The following is an 18938-nucleotide window of genomic DNA, read 5'->3' as shown; positions in this document are numbered from 1 at the left end:
CCTAGCTTGTAGTTCTGGCAAGGGACTGGGGCGGTGCTAAGACTGCGCTGTGTTCTAAGGCTGCGCTGGGTGCTAAGACTGCGCTGTGTGCGCTTCCTTGGTCCACATCAGGCAGGTTCGGGTGGCCAGCGCCACCACCGCCCCATCCTGGTTGCGGCCGGTGTGCTGCATGGTCACCACGCCTTGACCGGGTCGGGAGGACGACAACCTCTTTTCCGTGATCACCGTTTCCGTGTACAAGGTATCGCCGTGATACAGCGGGTGCGGAAAGGTGACATCGGTCAGCCCCAGTTGCGCGATGATGGTGCCCTGGGTCAGCTGGGTGACCGACTGCCCCACCATGGTGGACAAGGTGAACATGGAGTTCATAAGCCGCTGCCCGAAGGGCTGGGTGGAACTCCATGCCGCGTCCAAGTGGAGCGCCTGGGTATTCATGGTCATGGTGGTGAAAAGAACGTTGTCCGCTTCTGTCACGGTCCGCCCGGGCTTATGGGCGTAGGTCACGCCCTCTTCGAGTTCGTCGAAGTACAACCCCCGCTGCTCAACAACCCGCGTCATACGGTGAGCTCCTGGTCTTCCTCGAAAAGGTCGGCTCCGGTTGCTGCCAGGACGTCCTCAAGTGTGACGTTGGGGGCCAGCTCGCGAAGGACCAGCCGCGGGTCCCCTTGGTCCTTGACGACGTCGATGACGGCGAGGTCGGTGATGATCCGGTCTACGCACCCTTGACCCGTCAAGGGCAGCGTGCAGTCCTGAACAATCTTGGGTCGGCCGCTGCGGTCCACGTGTTCCATCATGACGATGACCTTCTTGGCACCGAACACCAGGTCCATGGCGCCGCCCATCCCCTTGACCATCTTGCCGGGAATCATCCAGTTTGCGAGGTCCCCGTTGGCAGCCACCTCCATGGCACCGAGCACCGCGACGTCCACGTGCCCGCCGCGGATCATGCCGAAGGACGCCGCCGAATCGAAGAACGCGGCCCCCGCATTCGTGGTGACGGTTTCCTTGCCGGCGTTGATGAGGTCCGGATCAATCTTGTCCTCTGCAGGGTAAGGACCGACACCCAGGATCCCATTTTCGGAGTGAAGGATGACCTCCACACCATCAGGGATGTAATTGGGGATCAGGGTGGGCATCCCAATTCCCAGGTTCACGTACTGGCCGTTGGTGAGCTCCTTGGCTACCCGGGCGGCCAGTTCGTTGCGGGTCCAGCCTTTGGCCTCGTGAGGTTCGACGTCGGCGCGACGGTACTCGTGTCGGACGGCTTCCGGGCGGGGCGGGATGTCGTGGAACGTGTTGTCGGTCATCGTTCCGTTCCTGTCTGGCTTGCGCCCGCCTGTCCAATGCCCGCTTGGTCTGAGCCCGCTTGGTCTGTGCCCGAACCGGGGGTCAGCGCCACAGTCCGCTTTTCTATCCGCTTCTCGCTGGAGGTCGCCTGCACCACCCGTTGGACGAAAATTCCCGGCGTATGAATGTGCTCAGGGTCAAGCTCGCCGGGTTCCACCAGCTCCTCCACTTCGGCAATGGTGGTCTTTGCCGCCATGGCACAGAGCGGGTTGAAATTCATGGCCGTTGCATGGAACACCAGGTTGCCGTGCCGGTCACCCTTCCACGCGTGAACCAAACCGAAATCCGGCGTCAAAGACTCCTCCAGGACGTAATCGGCGTCGTTGAAGGTGCGGACCTCCTTCGGCGACGAGGCCAGCGCAACGTTCCCTTCGGCGTCGTACTTTTGCGGAAGCCCACCCTCCGACACCTGGGTTCCCACACCGGCCTTGGTGTAGAAGGCCGGTATGCCGGCGCCACCCGCGCGGAGCTTCTCCGCCAAAGTTCCCTGCGGGGTGAGGACGACTTCCAGCTCCCCCGCCAGGTATTGGCGGGCAAATTCCTTGTTCTCCCCCACGTACGAGCTGATGGTGCGGCGGATGCGACCGTCCTTCAGGAGAATGCCCAGGCCCCAGTCGTCCACGCCGCAGTTGTTGCTGACAGTCTCAAGATCAGTGGTGCCTTGGCTGTGCAGGGCCTCGATCAGGGAGACGGGAATACCGCAGAGCCCAAACCCTCCCACAGCCAAAGAGGCGCCGTCCGGGATGTCCTTCACCGCTTCCGCGGCGCTGGCAACAACCTTGTCAATCATCCTTGATCCTTCCCGTACGGTTACAGACCCAGCTCGCGGGCGATCAGCATCAACTGGACCTCGGTGGTGCCTTCCCCGATTTCAAGGATCTTGGAATCGCGGTAGTGGCGTGCCACCGTGAATTCGTTGATGAAACCATAGCCGCCGAACACCTGGGTGGCGTCCCGCGCGTTGTCCATGGCTGCCTCGCCTGCGACCATCTTAGCGATGGCCGCTTCGGTCTTGAACGGCTTCCCCGCCAGCATCCGGGAGGCGGCATCGTAGTAGGCAAGGCGTGCGGTGTGGGCCCGTGCCTGCATCCGGGCGATCTTGAACTGGATGGCCTGGTACTTGCCGATGTTCTGCCCGAAGGCGCTGCGTTCCTTGGCATACTTCACGGAGAGGTCCACGCAACCCTGGGCTGCACCGGTGGCCAGTGCGGCGATGGCGATACGGCCCTCGTCAAGGATGGACAGGAAGTTGGCGTAGCCCCGGCCACGCTCCCCCAGCAGGTTCGCTTCGGGAACGTGGACATTGTCCAGAGTGAGCGGGTGGGTATCGGAAGCGTTCCAGCCCACCTTGTTGTACGGCTTTTCCGCCCTGAACCCGGGCGTGTCCGTCGGCACCAGGATGGTGGAGATCTCCTTCTTGGTGCTGCCGTCCGCATTCTGCTTCTGGCCCGTGACTGCCGTGACCGTCACCAGGGTGGTGATGTCCGTACCGGAGTTGGTGATGAACTCCTTGTTGCCGTTGATAACCCACTCGCCGTTTTCCAGGTGGGCGTTGGTTTTGGTGCCGCCGGCATCCGACCCTGCTTCGCGCTCGGTCAGGCCGAACCCGGCCAAGGAACGTCCCGACGCCAGCTGCGGCAGCCATTCTTCTTTCTGCGCGTCCGTTCCGAATCGGTACACCGGCATGGCACCCAGCGAGACACCGGCTTCCAAGGTGATGGCCACCGACTGGTCCACCCGCCCCAGCTGCTCCAATGCCAGTGCCAGGGCGAAGTAGTCGCCGCCCATTCCGCCGAACTCCTCGGGGAAGGGCAGACCGAACAAGCCCATCTCCCCCATCTGCTTCACAACCTCGTAGGGGAAGCTGTGCTCTTCGTCATGCTTGGCGGACACTGGAGCGACAACCTCGTCGGCGAACTCGCGGACGGAGTCGCTGAGGTCCTGGTACTCCTCATTGAGTTCAAACGTGCTCATGGCTGGATTTCCTCGTCTGTGTTTGTGGTCTCTGCGTCTACGTGAATGGTGGCGAGCACCTGGTCGGCCTTGACCAGGTCGCCGGGTTTGCTGGTGAGGTGGACGGTTCCAGCAACGGATGCCACCAGGTGATGCTCCATCTTCATGGCCTCGACGGCCAAGAGCACCCGGCCCTCCTCCACCGTCTCGCCATCGGAAACCGACACCGACACCACCGTTCCGGGCATCGGCGAGCGCACTTCCGGGTCCGCTGCCCCTTCGTCGCGCTGGATCCCTGCAAGCATCCGCCGCAGCCGCTCGGCGCGGTTCAGGACCTCGAGCCTGCAGGACCAGCCATCGGTGCCGATGTGGATGTCGCGGACACTGCCCTGTTCGCTGACACCGTTCTGCCCGCGTGGGTCCACGCCAACCGCGTAGGTGACAAGGCCGCCGTCGAACTCCAGGACAATCCCGTCCACGCTGCGGTCCGCTACCCGGACGTTGACCGGCTGCCCACCGTCGATGCTTGCCATGACAGTACCGTCCTCTTCGGTGACGGACACCGTGGCGACGTTGCCTCCGGGAATCCCCAGAGTGGCCGTCCAGGCGCCCCGGGCACCAACACGCCAGGAGTCCGGCGATGCCCAGGCGTCTCCCGCCGGGGCCGATCCCGTGCGCTCCAGCCACAGCGTGAGCGCAGCAGCAATCAGTTCGTCGGAACCGGCGTGCCGGAAGGACATCGACGGAAGTTTGCGCTCGATCAATCCGGTATCCAACTGCCCGGCGCGGACCTCGGAATCGTTGATCAGCAACCGCAGATACTCCACGTTGGTATCCACCCCAAGCAGCGTGTAACGGCCCAGCGCAGCATCAAGGGTATCCAGCGCCGCCGTCCTGTCCTCACCCCAGGCGATGACCTTGGCCAGCATGGGATCGTAGTCCCCTGTGATCTCCAGGTTGTGGCGCATGGCGGAATCAATCCGAACGTTTGCCTGCACCGTTTGATGGCCCGAAACGGTTGCATCCGAGGGACCGTGCTCTGCGAGCGCCACGATCCGCCCCATCGATGGCATGAAGTTCCGCTCCGGCACCTCGGCGTAAACACGCGCCTCCACGGCGTGGCCTCGAAGCACGACGTCGGACTGCGCCACGGTGAGCACCTCACCGGCGGCGATCCTCACCTGCCATTCAACGAGGTCGATGCCGGTGACCATCTCAGTGACAGGATGCTCCACCTGCAGGCGGGTGTTCATCTCCATGAAGAAGAACTCGTCGGGGTGTTCGTCGGACACCAGGAATTCGACGGTGCCGGCACCGCTGTAGTTCACCGAACGGGCCGCGTTGCAGGCCGCCTCGCCAATGCGGGCCCGCTGCTCCGCGCCGTCGGGCAGTGACTCAAAGAGGGCCGACGGCGCTTCTTCGATGACCTTCTGGTGGCGTCGCTGGAGTGAGCACTCGCGCTCGCCGAGATGGATCACATTGCCGTGGTTGTCCGCCAGCACCTGGACCTCGATGTGCCGGGGCGTGCTGATGAGCCGTTCCAGGAAGAGGGTGTCGTCGCCAAAAGCGGATGCTGCCACGCGCCTCGCTGTGACGAGCGTGGACGCCATGTCCTCAGCCCGTTCCACCACGTGCATGCCTTTGCCGCCACCACCCGCGGACGGTTTGATCAGCAGGGGAAAACCTACCGCCGCCGCAGCGTCGATCAGTTCCTGGTCGCTAAGTCCAGGTTGTGCAATGCCGGGAACGCAGGGGACGCCGTAGGTCATGACGTGGTTCTTGGAACGGATTTTGTCGCCCATGACGTCGATGGCGTTGATTCCCGGCCCAATGAAGGTGATTCCTGCGGCGTCAAGCGCCTTGGCGAACTCAACATTCTCCGACAAGAACCCGTAGCCCGGATGGACCGCTTCAGCTCCGGTGCGGCGGCACGCGTCGATGACGGCGTCGATCTTCAAGTAGCTTTCGGCTGGTGCCGTGCCACCGATGGCGACGGCGGTATCGGCGAGGGCCACATGCCTGGCATCTTTGTCCGCGTCCGAGTACACAGCCACGGAACGTATGCCCATCTCCTTCAGTGTCCGGATGACGCGGCAGGCGATCTCTCCGCGGTTGGCGACGAGGACGGCGCTGAAGGTCCGGGCAGCGACGGCCGGGGTGGGTGGCGCTGTGGTTGTTGTTGGGAGGGTCATGGTCACATCCTGAAGAGACCGAAGGAGGTCTCGGGCAGTTGTTGGCGGGAGACAACGTCCAGGGCCATCCCCAGGACGCGCCGCGTGTCAGCGGGGTCGATGATGCCGTCGTCCCACAGCCTTGCGGTGGAGTAATAGGGGCTTCCTTGTTCTTCGTATTGCTGCTTGATGGGGGCTTTAAAGGCTTCCTCATCCTCAGCAGACCATTCCTGCCCGGAGGCCTCGTACTGATCCCGTTTGACCGTTGCCAGGACGCTGGAGGCCTGATTTCCGCCCATCACGGAGATCCTCGCGGCCGGCCACATCCAGAGGAACCGCGGCGAATACGCGCGGCCGCACATGGAATAGTTGCCCGCGCCGAAGGAACCACCGATGACCACCGTCAGCTTGGGCACGCGGGCCGTAGCCACTGCGGTGACCATTTTGGCGCCGTTCTTGGCGATGCCGCCTTGCTCGTAGTCCTTGCCCACCATGAAGCCGGAGAGGTTCTGCAGGAAGATCAGGGGAATGCCGCGCTGATCGCAGAGCTCGATGAAATGGGCGCCTTTGAGTGAGGATTCGCTGAAGAGGACGCCATTGTTGGCCACGATGCCCACGGGATGCCCGTGGAGGTGAGCGAATCCGGTCACCAGGGTGGTGCCGTAGTTCTTTTTGAACTCGTGGAATTCGGAACCGTCCACGAGCCTCGCGATGACTTCGCGGACGTCGTACTGGGCGTTGACGTCCGTGGGAACCACACCGTATATCCCGGAAGGATCGACGACGGGCGGCAGGACGACGTCGGACATGTCCCATGCCGGCTGTGCCGGCTTCGGTAACGTGGCCACGATGTCCCGAACGATCTCCAGGGCGTGCTGGTCGTTCTCGGCCAGGTGGTCGGTGACCCCGGAAATCCTTGAATGGACGTCCCCGCCGCCCAGTTCCTCGGCAGTGACGATCTCGCCAATCGCTGCCTTAACCAGGGGCGGGCCACCCAGGAAGATGGTGCCCTGGTTCCGGACGATGACCGTCTCGTCGCTCATGGCGGGTACGTAGGCACCGCCGGCCGTGCACGACCCCATGACCGATGCAATCTGGGGGATCTTGGCCGCCGACATTTTGGCCTGGTTGTAGAAGATCCGGCCGAAGTGCTCCTTGTCGGGGAAGACCTCGTCCTGTTTCGGCAGGAATGCTCCGCCTGAATCCACGAGGTAGATGCAAGGAAGCTTGTTCTCCAAAGCGATTTCCTGGGCCCGGAGGTGCTTCTTCACGGTCATGGGATAGTAGGTGCCGCCCTTGACGGTGGCGTCATTGGAGATCACCAGGACATGGCGGCCATGGACCAGGCCGATGCCGGCAATGACCCCGGCGCCCGGGGAATCGTCGTTGTACATGCCATTGGCAGCCAAAGGTGCAATCTCAAGGAACGGGCTGCCGTCATCCAGCAGGTAGTCGATGCGTTCCCGCGGGAGAAGTTTTCCGCGGGCGATGTGCCGCTCACGCGACGTGGCCGGGCCGCCGAGAGCCGCAGTCGCCAGGCGTTCCTTCAGCTCTGCCACCAGGGCCAGTTGCGCCTCCCGGTTGGCTTCAAAGGTACCGCCGGCGGTTCCTATCAGGCTGGCAATTGTCTCCATTGACCCCTGTTCCATTCCTGGCCACAGGCCATTTCGGTTAGTGCCGCGTAACTGAAATTTAGGTTAGTCTTTATTAACTGTGATGTCCAGCACAGTCGATCCCGCGAGTATCGGGTCCGCCCTGGCGCCAAGGAGGAAAAGTGACCGGAGGTCCGGAAGCAAGCAACAACGGCACCCGAGCCGCCGCCACGCAACGGGGGCAGGCCAAGGAAGTCCGACGATTGGCGTTGTTGTCCGCTGCCGCGGGACTTTTTGCGGAGAACGGCTTTACCCGCGTATCGCTTGAGGACCTCGGCGCCGCAGCGGGCGTCAGTGGGCCCGCCGTCTACCGACATTTTCCCGGCAAGCAAGCGGTCCTCGGCGAACTTCTCCTCAGCGTCAGCCGGGACTTGCTGGATGGTGGATCGCGGGTGGTGTCAGAGTCGGACGATCCCCTGACCGCCCTGAACGGCCTGATCCAGTTCCAGGTTGACTTCGCGCTCAGCAATCCCGACGTCATCCGCGTCCAAGACCGGGACTTTGGAAGTCTCAGCGACGCCGACCAGGCAGAAGTCAGGTCCCTCCAGCGGAGCTACGTTGAAACGTGGGTGGACGTCCTTGCCCGCATTCATACCGACGCCGATGTCCCCGGCCTCCGCGTCCGGGCGCATGCGGCCTTTGGTTTGATCAACTCCACACCCCACTCGGTGCGCCACCACGGCAGGAAAATTGCCGCAAAGTCAGCCAGGCCCATCCTGGAACAGATGGCCTTGGCTGCCCTCACTTCGGCATAACTGTCTTATTTTCTTGGGCGGCTGGGGCCGACTTCCTTTGTCAGCTAAAAATGTCAGACCCCTCTGACATGCTGTTTTTATGGAAGAAACAGGGCAGTCGACAGCACTGAGGGCGGAATGGTCCCCTGCTGTGGCTGCCCTCACCGCTGTCCGGGCACGACGTTTCTTGAGTATGCCGGACTTGGTAAAGGCCGGGTTCAGGGATTCGACGGCGACCGTCACCTGGGTCGGCCACTTCCACGACGCTGGGCTGCTCAACAGTAAGCCCAAGTCGGCTCCGGCTTCATCGGACACCGGCCCCGCGCTGGCCGACGATTCGGCCCAAAGTACAGGATCGGCCCCTGAACCACAGCGGAATCCCCAGACCGGCCATGGCTCAAAGTCTGCTCAGCCAGTCCAACGTTTCGACACTCAGCGTCCAGATCCCAAGGCAGCTGGCAGGCGGGACCTGACGGCTGCCGGGCCGGACCGGACGACTGACGAGCCGGACCGGACGGCTGCCGGACCGGACCTGACGGCTGCCGGACCGGACCTGACGGCGCTCCTTGACGACAGCGCGGCACTTCTGGACTCCGCACGCGTGTCCGCTGCCAACGAGGCCTCTCTGCTGAGGTTTGGTGAGGCGGCTGATTTTGCCGGCAAGGTCGAGGAGATCGCCCGGTCGGTGGAGTACTTGCAGGTGGTCGCGGCCCGAGCTGTGGAACGGACCCGGACCGAAGCACTAACGGCCGGTCCGGGGTCCTCGGCAGCAGCGCCGGAATGGCGGACCGGCTGGACGGAGCAAGCCACGGGCGAAACGGCTCCGGGGGCAACGGTTCCGGGAGCGGCCAGTGTCCTGGATGACGGATACTGGAACGCGGCGCAGTTCCTGCGGGCACGGTTGCGGATCGGCATCGGCGAGGCCAAGCGCAGGCTCGCTCTCGCCCCGGACGTCCTCCCCCAGACAGGGATCGCCGGGCAGGAGATCCCGGCCCGCCGCGAAATACTCGCCCAAGCGGTTGGTTCCGCGCTGGTGCCTTCCCGCTCGGCGTCGATCATCATCGCCGCCCTGGACAAAGTCCGGCACCTCACCGACGAGGACACCCTCACCCGGATGGAACACGCCCTCACCACCACCGCGGTCGAAACCGACCCGGACTTCGTCACCAAAATGGCCAAACGCTGGATCGACGTCATCGACCACGACGGCCCCGAACCCACCGAAGAAATCCTCCGCCAACTCCAAGGCGTGTTCCTCCGCCGCCGACGCCGCCACGGCCTCCACCACCTCGAAATCTTCGCCACCGACGAACAATACGAAATCCTCACCACCGCCATGAACGTCGCCACCAACCCACGCCTCACCACCACCGGAACCGACGCCGATACCGCAGCCGATGCCGATGCCGATCAGACGGGCCCCGCCGGCCCGGACCTGGACCGACGCACCCGACCACAGAAACTCCTCAACGGCCTCACCAGCGCCTGCAGCCTCGCCATGCGCACAGAAAAACTACCCTCCAACGGCGGCCTCCCAGCCCAACTCACCGTCACCATCGGCTACCAAGAACTCCTCGAACAAGTCCACAACCACCAACACCACAACACCGGCACCGCGACGTTCATAGGCCCGAACCAGCCCAGCACCAGAACAGAGACAGGGACAGGGACAGGGACTGGGATAGGGGCTGGGGCTGGGGCTGGGACAGGCACGGCAACGTTCAGCGGACCGATGCACCCGAACACCATCCGCAAAATCGCCTGCGACGCCGAGATCATCCCCGTCCTGCTCGGCAGCGACTCCCGCGTCCTGGACATCGGCCGCACCACCCGGACCTTCCCACCCCACATCCGCAAAGCCATCACCGCCCGCGACGGCGGCTGCGCCTTCCCCGACTGCACCATGCCCGCACCCTGGTGCGAAGCACACCACACCACCTACTGGTCCCACGGCGGCACCACCTCAACAGACAACGGCACCCTGCTCTGCAGCCACCACCACCACCTCATCCACAAAGAACAATGGCGCATCGACATGAAAACCGGCGTCCCCTGGTTCATCCCCCCACCCCACATCGACCCACACCAAACACCCCGACGCAACCACCACCACACACCACAGAGAACATAGGAAAAGCGTTGGCAGAACATCAACACGCCCAAATACGGCGCCGGGCGGCGCCCAAGAGTGTCCGAATGGGACTGTCCGAATAACGGTGTGTGGGCAGGCCCGATGCTCGGCGGCACCCCGTCATGGCGAAGGACGGACCCCACGTATAACCCGGCCTGATGCTGGGCGCGTCCGGCCCTGTGCTGCGTAGGCCGGAGTAGTGCCAGGGCAAAAGAAGCTGCCCGGCAAAAACTGCCGAGCGAGCGGGCAACCCGAGCGAGCGGCAACCTGTTTGGTTATCCTCGTATGCCCTTGGGTCGTTCGTGTCTTCCTAGGACTCCCAGGGCCAGCCTGGGAGGCTGTTTTCTGCCTCCTCGCCGCCTAGGCTGAAACTCGAACCTTGCTGACTCTGCAAAGCAGCTGAATCAACAAGGCGACAGGGTCAGGGACCAGCCACTATCGAGGAGCACACCATGAGGATTGCCGTCACGGGCGGAAGCGGAAAACTGGGTAGGAGCGTAGTCCGACGGCTCACGCAGGATGGCCACCAGGTGCTCAACATTGACCGTGCCGGCATCCGTGGCAAGGGCTACGTCAGCGTCGATCTCCGCAATTACGGGCAGGTGCTGGATGTCATTCTGGGCTTGGATGACCAGCACCACGGCTTGGACGCTATTGTTCACCTGGCCGCCATCCCCGCACCAGGCCTTGCCCCCGACGCCGCAATTTTCGAGAACAATATGGTGTCCACCTACAACGTGTTCCAGGCTGCCCGGCGGGCCGGCATCAAGAAGGTGGTCTATGCCTCCAGCGAGACGGTACTGGGACTCCCCTTCGACATCGTTCCTCCCTACATTCCCGTGGATGAGGAGTACGCGGCCCGGCCGGAAAGCACCTACTCGCTGGTCAAGCATCTCGAGGAGCAGATGGCCATCCAGCTCACGCGATGGGATCCGGAACTGAGCATCACGGCGCTGCGTTTCTCCAACGTCATGGACCCCGAGGACTACGACGCCTTCCCGTCCTTCGACTCTGACGCAAACCTTCGGAAATGGAACCTGTGGGGCTACATCGACGCCCGCGACGGTGCACTGGCAGTGGTCAGAGCCCTGGAACATGGCGTGCCGGGCTTTGAGACCTTCATCATCGCCGCCGCTGACACCGTGATGAGCCGAAGCAGCGCCGATTTGGCCGCGGAAGTCTTCCCCGGCGTCGAGGTCCTCAAGGAACTGGACGAGCACGAAACCATGCTGTCCATCGACAAAGCGCGCAGGCTCCTGGGTTTTGAGCCGGAACACAGTTGGCGCAATGTCCACTCCAACCGGACGACGCCCACCGAAGACTGACCAACCCAGGACTGACCCAAACCGAGGATTGAAACCACCTGCCCGCTGACGCGCGGCGGCCCACCCCTTAACCGCAGTTTCCTGCAAGCACTCGTAAAGGGATGGGCCGGCGCAGCTTCAGTTACCGCTAGATCATGGTCATGACCATGGCGGGATCTGCCAGGATGGAGCCCAGATCCGCGAGGAACCGTGACCCCTGTTCGCCGTCCACCAAGCGGTGGTCGAAGGACAGGCTCAGGGACATAACCTGGCGGACGGCGAGTTCGTCATTCACCACCCATGGCGCCTTCCGCACAGCACCCAATGCCACAATGGCGGCCTCTCCCGGGTTCAGGATGGGAGTCCCGGCGTCGATGCCAAACACGCCAATATTGGTGATGGAGATGGTCCCCCCGGACAAGTCCGCCGGGGACGTCTTGCCCGCCCGGGCAGTATCGGTCAGTTCAGTGAGCGCCGTGGAGAGCTCACGCAGTGTCAGCCGGTCAGCGTCCTTGATATTCGGTACCGTCAGGCCACGCGGCGTTGCTGCAGCGATGCCCAGGTTCACATAGTTGAACTGGACAATTTCCTGGCTCGCCTCATCCCAGCGGGAATTCAGCGACGGGTTGTTCCCCAGCGCCACCAGGACCGCCTTGGCTGCGATGGTCAGCGGCGTCAACTTGTAGCCTTCGAACGTCCGGTTGGCTTTGAGCCGGGCCAACAACTCCATGGTTGCCGTGACGTCGACGGTCAGGAACTCCGTCACGTGCGGCGCAGTGAAAGCACTTTGCACCATGGCGGCGGCCGTGAACTTCCTGACTCCCTTGATCGGCGTCCTTGTTTCCCGCCCACCCTGTACATCCGAAATCCGGGCTGCGGCTGGAGCTTCCGGGGCTTCGGAGAAGTTCTGGACATCCTCGCGGGTGATAAGTCCGCCCGGCCCGGTTCCGCGAACCAATTCCAGATGGATCCCGAGGTCACGGGCGAGCTTTCGCACTGGCGGAGTGGAACGTGGTCGCTCAGGGGTTCCTTCCTCTGCCCGACGCGCCGCTGTGGGCTCGATGGTCACTGGCGCCTCCGGCGTTGCCATTGCTTCCGGGGCCGCAGGTGCTTCCGACCTTGCCGCCGTCGGGACCTTGATGTCCCGTACATGCCCCCGGGCGCGCCGTGTCGGGCGGCCGGAATGTTCGACGACGGCGCCGTACCCCACCAGGTTCGGCTCACGTTTCGCTGGGGCTCCCACCGCTTCAGCGCCGGCAGTTGCCAGCGAGGCGTCGGCAGAGCTTTCGACGGCGGTCCGCTCACCAACGGAACCGGTGCCAGCAGTCGGTGCGCGACCCCCGTTGGAGGACCCGGCGTCGTCAACCTCGAACGATACGATCGGCTTACCAACCTCCACCACCGTGCCGGGCTGCTCATGAAGTTCTGCAACCACTCCTGCGAAGGGAGAGGGCAACTCCACAACGGCCTTGGCGGTTTCCACCTCAGCGATCACCTGGTTCAGCGTGACGGTGTCCCCCACAGCCACCTTCCAGCTCAGGATCTCCGATTCCGTGAGGCCTTCGCCAAGATCCGGCAGCCTGAATTCCTTGATCATGGTGGCGGTCATCCTTCCAGTCCACTCAGCGAGTTGGGGCGGCCCAAGGCGCGGTCGACGCCGTCGAGAATCCTGTCCAAATCCGGCAGGTGGTGCATTTCGAGCTTCGAGTAGGGGTAGGGCACATCGAAACCGGTGATGCGGACGGGGGCAGACTCCAGATAGTGGAAGCACCGTTCAGTGATGCTGGCGGCGATTTCCGCACCCAGGCCGCCGGACTGGCCGGCTTCGTGGGTGATGACCAAGCGGCCCGTCTTGCGGACAGATGCTTCCACCACGGGGTAGTCGATGGGGGCCAGTGAACGGAGGTCGATGACTTCCACGGAAATTCCATCGTCAGCCGCTGCCATCGCGGCGTCCTTGGCTGTTTTCACCAGTGGACCGTAGGCAACCAGCGTCACGTCAGAACCGGCACTGACCACAGCGGCCTTGTCCAACGGAAGTGCCGTGGAAAGGTCGATGGTTTCGTCCACGTCGCCCTTGTCGTGATACCGACGCTTGGGCTCAAAGTAGAGAACGGGATCATCGGAGGCGATCGCCTGCTGGATCATGGTGTAGGCATCCTGCGGATTGGACACTGCCACAACCCGGAGACCGGAGGTGTGGGTGAAGTAGGCCTCTGGCGACTCTGAATGGTGCTCGGGCGAGCCGATGCCGCCGCCGAAGGGAACGCGGATGGTGATGGGCATCCTGACCCGCCCTTGGGTGCGGTAGTGCATCTTGGCTACCTGGCTGACAATCTGGTCAAACGCAGGGTAGATGAAGCCATCGAACTGGATCTCGCACACTGGACGGTAGCCGCGGTAGGCCAGGCCAACCGCGGTGCCGATAATGCCTGACTCGGCTAGGGGGGAATCGATGACCCGGTGCTTTCCGAAGTCTTTCTGGAGTCCGTCGGTGACGCGGAAAACACCACCGAGCGCGCCAATATCCTCACCCATCAGGACCACTTTGGGATCGTTTTCGAGCGACTTCCGGAGGCCGGCGTTGATGGCCCGGGCAAACGTGAGCTTGGACATCAGAGTGCACCTTTCTCGACTGGCTGGTTGAAGCTGTTCAGGTAGCGCGAGTAGTGGTCTTTCTGGCGTTCGATCCAGGAATTGGGCGTGCTGTAGACGTGGTTGAAGACGTCCAACGGCTGCGGATCCGGCATCTCGATGCAGTTGGAACGGAGCTCGGCCGCCACGGCATCAGCCTTCGCTGTGACGCGGGCCTCGACGTCCTCGGTGAGGAGGCCTTTGGCCTCCAGGAGCTTGCGCAGCCGCAGGATGGGATCCTTGGCGGCCCAGTCTTCGAGTTCGATCGGGTCGCGGTACCGGGTGGGGTCATCGGCTGTGGTGTGCGGACCCATACGGTAAGTAACGGCCTCGATGAAGGTGGGCCCGCCGCCCTTGCGTGCACGGTCCAGAGCTACCCTCGTGGCAGCCATGACAGCGAGGACATCGTTGCCGTCAACCCGCATGCTCGGTATTCCGAATCCGGTGGGTCTGTCGGCCAATTGCACGTGCGACTGTACCCGCACAGGTTCGGAAATGGCCCAATGGTTGTTCTGGCAGAAGAACACCACGGGAGCCTGGTAACTCGCGGCGAACACCATGGCCTCGTTCACGTCACCTTCACTCGTGGCGCCATCGCCGAAGTAGGCCAGAACCGCTGTGTTTGCTCCATCCAGCTGGACGCCCATGGCGTAGCCCGTGGCGTGCAGGCTCTGGGATCCGATGATGATCTGGGGCGTCGCCAGGTTGATGCGCTGCGGGTCCCAGCCATAGGAGGCATTGCCCCGCCACACCCTGGCGATCTCGGAGAGGTGGGCTCCACGAACGTAGGCGACGCCGCTTTCGCGGTAGCTGGGGAAGACGAATTCGTCATCGCGCAGGGAGCGGCTGGAGCCGATCTGCGACGCTTCCTGGCCCAGGAGCGGTGGCCACAATGCCAGTTCGCCCTGACGTTGGAGTGCCGTCGCCTCGGCATCGATGCGGCGGATGACCGTCATGTCCTCATACAAGGAACACAACTGCTCATCTCCGACATCCTTGACCCAGACATCGAATTCGGGATGGCTGATCCGCTCGCCTTCCGGCGACACCAACTGGAGCAGATTGCCGCCAGTCCTCAGGGGATTTTGTGCACTATGTCCAGGGCCCGGAGTGTCATGATGCACTCCCTTGCCCGCCTGATCCGTCAACACAGGTGATCGCAACCTTCCGGCTCGTTTTCGTCGGCGCTGACTGGACTTGTGATCCTGCCGCAGACCGGCCCTCCGGCACCTTCGCCGAAGTTAATTGTGACCCTACTCACAACGCGCATCGGGTACAACTACCCTTCTGGAAATTGCGCATCCTGCCCTGTCTCGGCTGAGCCCACCGTGCTAATCTTGCGCATTATGCAACCCTTGGATGGCACTGACACCCGGCTCCTTTCCGCGATGGCAAAGGACCCCCGCGGGACAGTGGTGGCGCTGGCCCAAAGGCTGGGCCTGTCCCGCAATACGGTGCAAGCCCGCATGGCCCAGCTGGAGAAGAAGCACGCCTTCCTCTCCTTTGAGCGAAGGATCAACCCGGTCGCCCTGGGCTATCCGTTGACGGCATTCATCACGGTCCACGTCCAACAACAAAAGCTCGCCTCCTTGGCGCAGGACCTGGCAGACATTCCGGAAATCCTCGAAGGCTTCGGCCTCACGGGCTCAGCGGACCTGCTGTTGCGTGTTGTTGCCTTGGACGCGGAGGACCTCTACCGCATCAATGGAAAAATTCTCGGCTGCGATGGGGTTGAACGGACTGACACAGCACTGGCGATGCGCGAGATGATCCCGTACCGCGTACAGCCGCTCCTGGGAAGACGCTCCGGGGACTGAACTCCCTCCTCACCTGCGGTTATTCGCAGCCCGGTACTTGCCCGTCGGACCCGCATGCGATTTGATGCAAGAGGACGTACCGGGGGCCGGCCAGAGGACCCCGGCCATGTGGTGGCGCTGCCGAAGGCTGCCGAAAGGGGCACTACCGTGAGCAACCCGCAACAACCCGAGCAACCCGAGCCTAACTACCCGGGCCAGAACCCACCGCCGGTGCCGCCAGGGCCCGGGTACCCCCCTCAGACCGGCGGTGCGCCGCAGTGGCAACAGCCGCCGTCGTCCGCTGCTCCCCAAGCCGGCGGCCCACAAACCGGTGGCCCCCAAACCGGCGCGCCCCAGTACGCAGCGCCCGGCCAGGAGCCGTACGCCCAGAACCCCTATCCGCAGGGCCAATTCCAGTCCGGGCAGTACCCTCCGGGCCAATTCGGCCAGCCACCGGCCCGGAAGAGCAGGAAGGTTTTGTGGATCGTCCTCAGTATCGTTGCCGGCGTGATCGTGCTGGCAGTGGTGGGCGTACTCCTGCTGGTCAACCTGGTGGGCAATGCGACGTCAAAAGCCAGGTCCTTGGCGGACGAATTCACCAACTTAGTGGTCTCAGGCCAAACCGAGCAGGCTTACGACAATTACCTGAGCCAGCCACTGAAGGACGAGCTGGACAAGGAGTCGTTCGTGGACGGCATTGCCAGCCTGGAACTGGATAGCTCGTGCAAGCCGAACTATAACTCGGTGAACGTCAACAACAACAACGGCAACAACAAGGCCGATCTCTCCGGCACCTTGCAATGCGACGGCAAGACCATCGATCTCCACTACGTCTTCGAGGGCAGCAACGACCTCAAGATGAGCAGCATCCGCCTCCGCCCCTAGCCGCCGGAAAGAATTTCCGTACCACCACCCATCCACCTGCGCTTATGGTCCGAATCACTGCTTGAGAGCCCCACCCGGGGCTCAGCAGGACGGCCGGAATATCCGGCCATCACCGGAAGGTTCGGACCATGCGTACTTCGCCCAATCGCCTGATCGCCACCATCTTCGGAGCCGTCTACCTCCTGGTAGGCGTGCTCGGATTCTTTGTCACCTCGGGAATCGGCTTCTTCGCCACCGAAGGCGCCAACTTGATCATCTTCGCCGTGAACCCGCTTCACAACATCATCCACCTGGCCATCGGCGCCGCCCTTCTGTACGCCGGCATGAACAGCGTCACGCTGTCCAAATCAGTCAACACGGCAGTAGGCGGTGTGTACCTGCTGGTGGGTATCCTCGGACTCTTCCTGGTGGGTTCGTCCCTGAACATCATCGCCCTCAACGGCGCAGACAATGTGCTGCACCTCGCCAGCGCTGTGGTCCTGCTGGGTGTTGCCCTGTCCCAGGACAAGGCAACCGTAGCTTCCGCCCACGCCTGATCCGCCTGATCACCGAGTAAAGCAGCGAGAGGACGGCAAGAACCATGGAACGCAGATACCACCCCACGCTGAACGCAGCGACCCTCCTGTTCGTGTACTTCGCAGCGATGGCCGCCGGGATGGTTGAGCTTTCCCTTGCCGCCGGATATCTCACCGGAACAGCATCAGCGACCGCCGGGATGGTGGTTGCCGGCGTGGCAACCCTTGCGGCGGGCCTGGCCTTCTTGGCCTGGTCCCTGCGGGGGTTGCACCGCAACGCCCTGGACTTCGCACGGTTCGCGCTTCCTGTCCTCGCCGTTTCTGCTGCTGCGCACCTCGCAGTCACAGTTACCGGGATCAGCTCCCAGCGCTCACTGGACGTGAGCCACTTTGCCGCCCTCGGCCTGACGCTCATGGCACTTGCCGGAGCCGGCTGGCTGAGGCGGCAGCACAAGACCAACGACGGCGGCGCCCACGGCCAGCCAAGGACCGGGCGGCTTCTGGCAGCCGCGTTCGGAGCCGCCGTCGTTGTTGCTTCAGTGGCAACACCGGGACTGGCCGCCTCGATGGCAGGACAGCACGCTGTCCCTCATGGCGAGCACGGCCAGGCCCCGCACGGAGAAAACGGCCAGGGCTCCAATCCCGCCCTGGACCCGGGTCGCCACCACTAGTTGACGGCGACCGACCGGCGCACCATTGACACTGCCCACTGTTGATGGTGCGCCTGGTTCGTGGATCATGGAGCCATGGATCCCATAGAGGCGCTCGACGAAATCTCCTTTTGGCTCGAACGCAGCCAAGCCCCCACCTTCAAGGTCCAGGCCTTCCGGAAAGCGGCCGACGCCGTGCGGCAGCTTTCGCCCGAAGAGCTGGCGAAGCTTGTGGGGACCGGGAGGATCACCAGCCTCAAAGGCGTCGGCAGCCGCAGCGCCGAAGTCATCACACAAGCCCTCGAAGACCGGATCCCCGAGTACCTTGCGGACCTGCGCGAACGTGGCACGGAATCGTTGGCCTCCGGAGGAGACACGCTTCGGTCGGCACTGCGCGGCGATCTACACAGCCACAGCAACTGGTCCGACGGCGGCTCCCCCATCGAATCCATGGTAGCAGCGGCACGGACCCTCGGCCGCGAGTATCTTGCCCTCACCGATCACTCCCCCAATCTCACCATCGCCAATGGACTGAGCGTGGAGCGGCTTGAGAAGCAACTCGGCGTCGTGGAGGGAATCAACTCATCCAAGGACGGCTTCCGCCTCCTCAAAGGCATTGAAGTGGACATCCTCGAAGACGGAACCCTGGACCAGACTCCCCACATGTTGGGCCAACTGGACGTGGTGGTGGCCAGTGTCCACTCCAAACTCCGGTCCGACAAAAAGACCATGACCACCCGGATGTTGGGCGGCATCAGCGATCCCCACACCAATGTCCTGGGACATTGCACCGGTCGGCTAGTCCAGGGATCACGGGGTACCCGGCCCGAGTCCGAGTTCGATGCCGCGAGAGTCTTCAAGGAGTGCGCGGAGTGGGGCGTCGCCGTCGAAATCAACTCCCGTCCCGAGCGTCAAGACCCACCGGACAACCTCATCAAGATGGCCTTGGACGCCGGCTGCCTGTTCAGCATCGACAGTGATGCCCATGCTCCTGGCCAACTCGACTTCCTGCAATACGGTGCAGAACGTGCCGAAGCCTTGGGCGTCCCCGAAGAACGGATTGTCACCACCTGGCCGCTGGAACAGCTGACGGAGTGGCTCAGCCTGAAGAAGTAAGCTCAGTCCCAAGAAATAGGCGAAGCCTGAAGGGGAACCGGCCGACACCC

17 protein-coding genes are annotated in these 18938 nt (G+C 63.2%); 8 read left to right on the top strand and 9 right to left on the bottom strand.

Going from position 1 to position 18938, the window contains the following annotated elements; all coding sequences use genetic code 11:
* Nucleotides 1-72: 72 nt before the first annotated feature.
* Genes CGK93_RS07925 through CGK93_RS07900 form a run of 6 tightly spaced genes read right to left on the bottom strand, consistent with a single transcriptional unit; the run spans nucleotide 73 to nucleotide 7105 of the window.
* Complete coding sequence (locus CGK93_RS07925) at nucleotides 73-558, bottom strand: MaoC family dehydratase (RefSeq protein ID WP_089594356.1); 486 nt, start codon at nucleotides 556-558, stop codon at nucleotides 73-75.
* On the bottom strand, nucleotides 555-1307 hold the full coding sequence (locus CGK93_RS07920) for a CoA transferase subunit B (RefSeq protein WP_089594355.1): 753 nt from the start codon (nucleotides 1305-1307) through the stop codon (nucleotides 555-557). The genes CGK93_RS07925 and CGK93_RS07920 overlap by 4 nt, the downstream gene beginning before the upstream one ends.
* Complete coding sequence (locus CGK93_RS07915) at nucleotides 1304-2137, bottom strand: CoA transferase subunit A (RefSeq protein WP_089594354.1); 834 nt, start codon at nucleotides 2135-2137, stop codon at nucleotides 1304-1306. The genes CGK93_RS07920 and CGK93_RS07915 overlap by 4 nt, the downstream gene beginning before the upstream one ends.
* 20 nt (nucleotides 2138-2157) lie before the next feature.
* Complete coding sequence (locus tag CGK93_RS07910) at nucleotides 2158-3321, bottom strand: acyl-CoA dehydrogenase family protein (protein WP_089594353.1); 1164 nt, start codon at nucleotides 3319-3321, stop codon at nucleotides 2158-2160.
* Nucleotides 3318-5492, bottom strand: a complete 2175-nt coding sequence (locus CGK93_RS07905) for an ATP-binding protein (protein WP_089594352.1) — start codon at nucleotides 5490-5492, stop codon at nucleotides 3318-3320. Before CGK93_RS07905 ends, CGK93_RS07910 begins: the two co-directional genes overlap by 4 nt.
* A 2-nt stretch (nucleotides 5493-5494) precedes the next feature.
* Nucleotides 5495-7105 carry a carboxyl transferase domain-containing protein gene (locus CGK93_RS07900; protein ID WP_089594351.1) on the bottom strand — a complete coding sequence of 537 codons (1611 nt, stop codon included), beginning with the start codon at nucleotides 7103-7105 and terminating at the stop codon, nucleotides 5495-5497.
* Between the two features lie 140 nt (nucleotides 7106-7245).
* On the opposite strand from CGK93_RS07900, the gene CGK93_RS07895 reads away from it, so the two are divergent.
* The 3 genes from CGK93_RS07895 to CGK93_RS07885 all read left to right on the top strand — a co-directional run bounded on the left by CGK93_RS07895 (nucleotide 7246) and on the right by CGK93_RS07885 (nucleotide 11313).
* Nucleotides 7246-7878, top strand: coding sequence for an SACE_7040 family transcriptional regulator (locus tag CGK93_RS07895; RefSeq protein ID WP_089594350.1), 633 nt, complete (start codon nucleotides 7246-7248; stop codon nucleotides 7876-7878).
* A gap of 79 nt (nucleotides 7879-7957) precedes the next feature.
* The gene (locus tag CGK93_RS07890) at nucleotides 7958-9988 is read left to right on the top strand and encodes a DUF222 domain-containing protein (protein ID WP_089594349.1); all 2031 of its coding nucleotides are present in this window, start codon (nucleotides 7958-7960) and stop codon (nucleotides 9986-9988) included.
* A 452-nt stretch (nucleotides 9989-10440) separates the two neighbouring features.
* A complete protein-coding gene (locus CGK93_RS07885; protein WP_089594348.1) occupies nucleotides 10441-11313 on the top strand; it encodes an NAD-dependent epimerase/dehydratase family protein in 873 nt (290 codons plus the stop codon).
* 127 nt (nucleotides 11314-11440) lie between these two features.
* Here CGK93_RS07885 and CGK93_RS07880 read toward each other — a convergent pair whose 3' ends face one another.
* Genes CGK93_RS07880 through pdhA form a run of 3 tightly spaced genes read right to left on the bottom strand, consistent with a single transcriptional unit; the run spans nucleotide 11441 to nucleotide 15077 of the window.
* Nucleotides 11441-12901: a dihydrolipoamide acetyltransferase family protein gene (locus CGK93_RS07880; RefSeq protein ID WP_089594347.1), complete on the bottom strand. Its 1461-nt coding sequence runs from the start codon at nucleotides 12899-12901 to the stop codon at nucleotides 11441-11443.
* The gene (locus tag CGK93_RS07875) at nucleotides 12898-13908 is read right to left on the bottom strand and encodes an alpha-ketoacid dehydrogenase subunit beta (protein WP_089594346.1); all 1011 of its coding nucleotides are present in this window, start codon (nucleotides 13906-13908) and stop codon (nucleotides 12898-12900) included. Before CGK93_RS07875 ends, CGK93_RS07880 begins: the two co-directional genes overlap by 4 nt.
* On the bottom strand, nucleotides 13908-15077 hold the full coding sequence (pdhA, locus tag CGK93_RS07870) for a pyruvate dehydrogenase (acetyl-transferring) E1 component subunit alpha (RefSeq protein ID WP_089594345.1): 1170 nt from the start codon (nucleotides 15075-15077) through the stop codon (nucleotides 13908-13910). Before pdhA ends, CGK93_RS07875 begins: the two co-directional genes overlap by 1 nt.
* A gap of 195 nt (nucleotides 15078-15272) precedes the next feature.
* Here pdhA and CGK93_RS07865 point away from each other — a divergent pair, with 195 nt between their 5' ends.
* The 5 genes from CGK93_RS07865 to CGK93_RS07845 all read left to right on the top strand — a co-directional run bounded on the left by CGK93_RS07865 (nucleotide 15273) and on the right by CGK93_RS07845 (nucleotide 18888).
* Nucleotides 15273-15743, top strand: a complete 471-nt coding sequence (locus CGK93_RS07865) for an Lrp/AsnC family transcriptional regulator (RefSeq protein WP_089594344.1) — start codon at nucleotides 15273-15275, stop codon at nucleotides 15741-15743.
* A 147-nt stretch (nucleotides 15744-15890) separates the two neighbouring features.
* The gene (locus CGK93_RS23795) at nucleotides 15891-16607 is read left to right on the top strand and encodes a hypothetical protein (protein WP_232481575.1); all 717 of its coding nucleotides are present in this window, start codon (nucleotides 15891-15893) and stop codon (nucleotides 16605-16607) included.
* Between the two features lie 128 nt (nucleotides 16608-16735).
* The gene (locus CGK93_RS07855; protein ID WP_089594342.1) at nucleotides 16736-17143 is read left to right on the top strand and encodes a DUF4383 domain-containing protein; all 408 of its coding nucleotides are present in this window, start codon (nucleotides 16736-16738) and stop codon (nucleotides 17141-17143) included.
* 44 nt (nucleotides 17144-17187) lie between these two features.
* Nucleotides 17188-17793 carry a hypothetical protein gene (locus tag CGK93_RS07850; protein WP_089594341.1) on the top strand — a complete coding sequence of 202 codons (606 nt, stop codon included), beginning with the start codon at nucleotides 17188-17190 and terminating at the stop codon, nucleotides 17791-17793.
* A 75-nt stretch (nucleotides 17794-17868) separates the two neighbouring features.
* Nucleotides 17869-18888: a PHP domain-containing protein gene (locus CGK93_RS07845; protein ID WP_089594340.1), complete on the top strand. Its 1020-nt coding sequence runs from the start codon at nucleotides 17869-17871 to the stop codon at nucleotides 18886-18888.
* The last annotated feature ends 50 nt before the right edge of the window (nucleotides 18889-18938 follow it).

Origin of the sequence: Arthrobacter sp. YN (assembly GCF_002224285.1) — a bacterium.
Classification (GTDB): domain Bacteria; phylum Actinomycetota; class Actinomycetes; order Actinomycetales; family Micrococcaceae; genus Arthrobacter.
This window is presented reverse-complemented; position numbering and strand designations above follow the sequence as displayed.

What these genes read in the sequence shown, in the direction of transcription:
- CGK93_RS07910 (WP_089594353.1), bottom strand. Translation starts at nt 3,321, where the DNA reads ATGAGCACGTTTGAACTCAATGAGGAGTACCAGGACCTCAGCGACTCC.
- CGK93_RS07900 (WP_089594351.1), bottom strand. Translation starts at nt 7,105, where the DNA reads ATGGAGACAATTGCCAGCCTGATAGGAACCGCCGGCGGTACCTTTGAA.
- CGK93_RS07890 (WP_089594349.1), top strand. Translation starts at nt 7,958, where the DNA reads ATGGAAGAAACAGGGCAGTCGACAGCACTGAGGGCGGAATGGTCCCCT.
- CGK93_RS07850 (WP_089594341.1), top strand. Translation starts at nt 17,188, where the DNA reads ATGGAACGCAGATACCACCCCACGCTGAACGCAGCGACCCTCCTGTTC.
- CGK93_RS07925 (WP_089594356.1), bottom strand. Translation starts at nt 558, where the DNA reads ATGACGCGGGTTGTTGAGCAGCGGGGGTTGTACTTCGACGAACTCGAA.
- CGK93_RS07920 (WP_089594355.1), bottom strand. Translation starts at nt 1,307, where the DNA reads ATGACCGACAACACGTTCCACGACATCCCGCCCCGCCCGGAAGCCGTC.
- CGK93_RS07845 (WP_089594340.1), top strand. Translation starts at nt 17,869, where the DNA reads ATGGATCCCATAGAGGCGCTCGACGAAATCTCCTTTTGGCTCGAACGC.
- CGK93_RS07880 (WP_089594347.1), bottom strand. Translation starts at nt 12,901, where the DNA reads ATGACCGCCACCATGATCAAGGAATTCAGGCTGCCGGATCTTGGCGAA.
- CGK93_RS07905 (WP_089594352.1), bottom strand. Translation starts at nt 5,492, where the DNA reads ATGACCCTCCCAACAACAACCACAGCGCCACCCACCCCGGCCGTCGCT.
- CGK93_RS07885 (WP_089594348.1), top strand. Translation starts at nt 10,441, where the DNA reads ATGAGGATTGCCGTCACGGGCGGAAGCGGAAAACTGGGTAGGAGCGTA.
- CGK93_RS07875 (WP_089594346.1), bottom strand. Translation starts at nt 13,908, where the DNA reads ATGTCCAAGCTCACGTTTGCCCGGGCCATCAACGCCGGCCTCCGGAAG.
- CGK93_RS07915 (WP_089594354.1), bottom strand. Translation starts at nt 2,137, where the DNA reads ATGATTGACAAGGTTGTTGCCAGCGCCGCGGAAGCGGTGAAGGACATC.
- CGK93_RS07855 (WP_089594342.1), top strand. Translation starts at nt 16,736, where the DNA reads ATGCGTACTTCGCCCAATCGCCTGATCGCCACCATCTTCGGAGCCGTC.
- CGK93_RS07865 (WP_089594344.1), top strand. Translation starts at nt 15,273, where the DNA reads ATGCAACCCTTGGATGGCACTGACACCCGGCTCCTTTCCGCGATGGCA.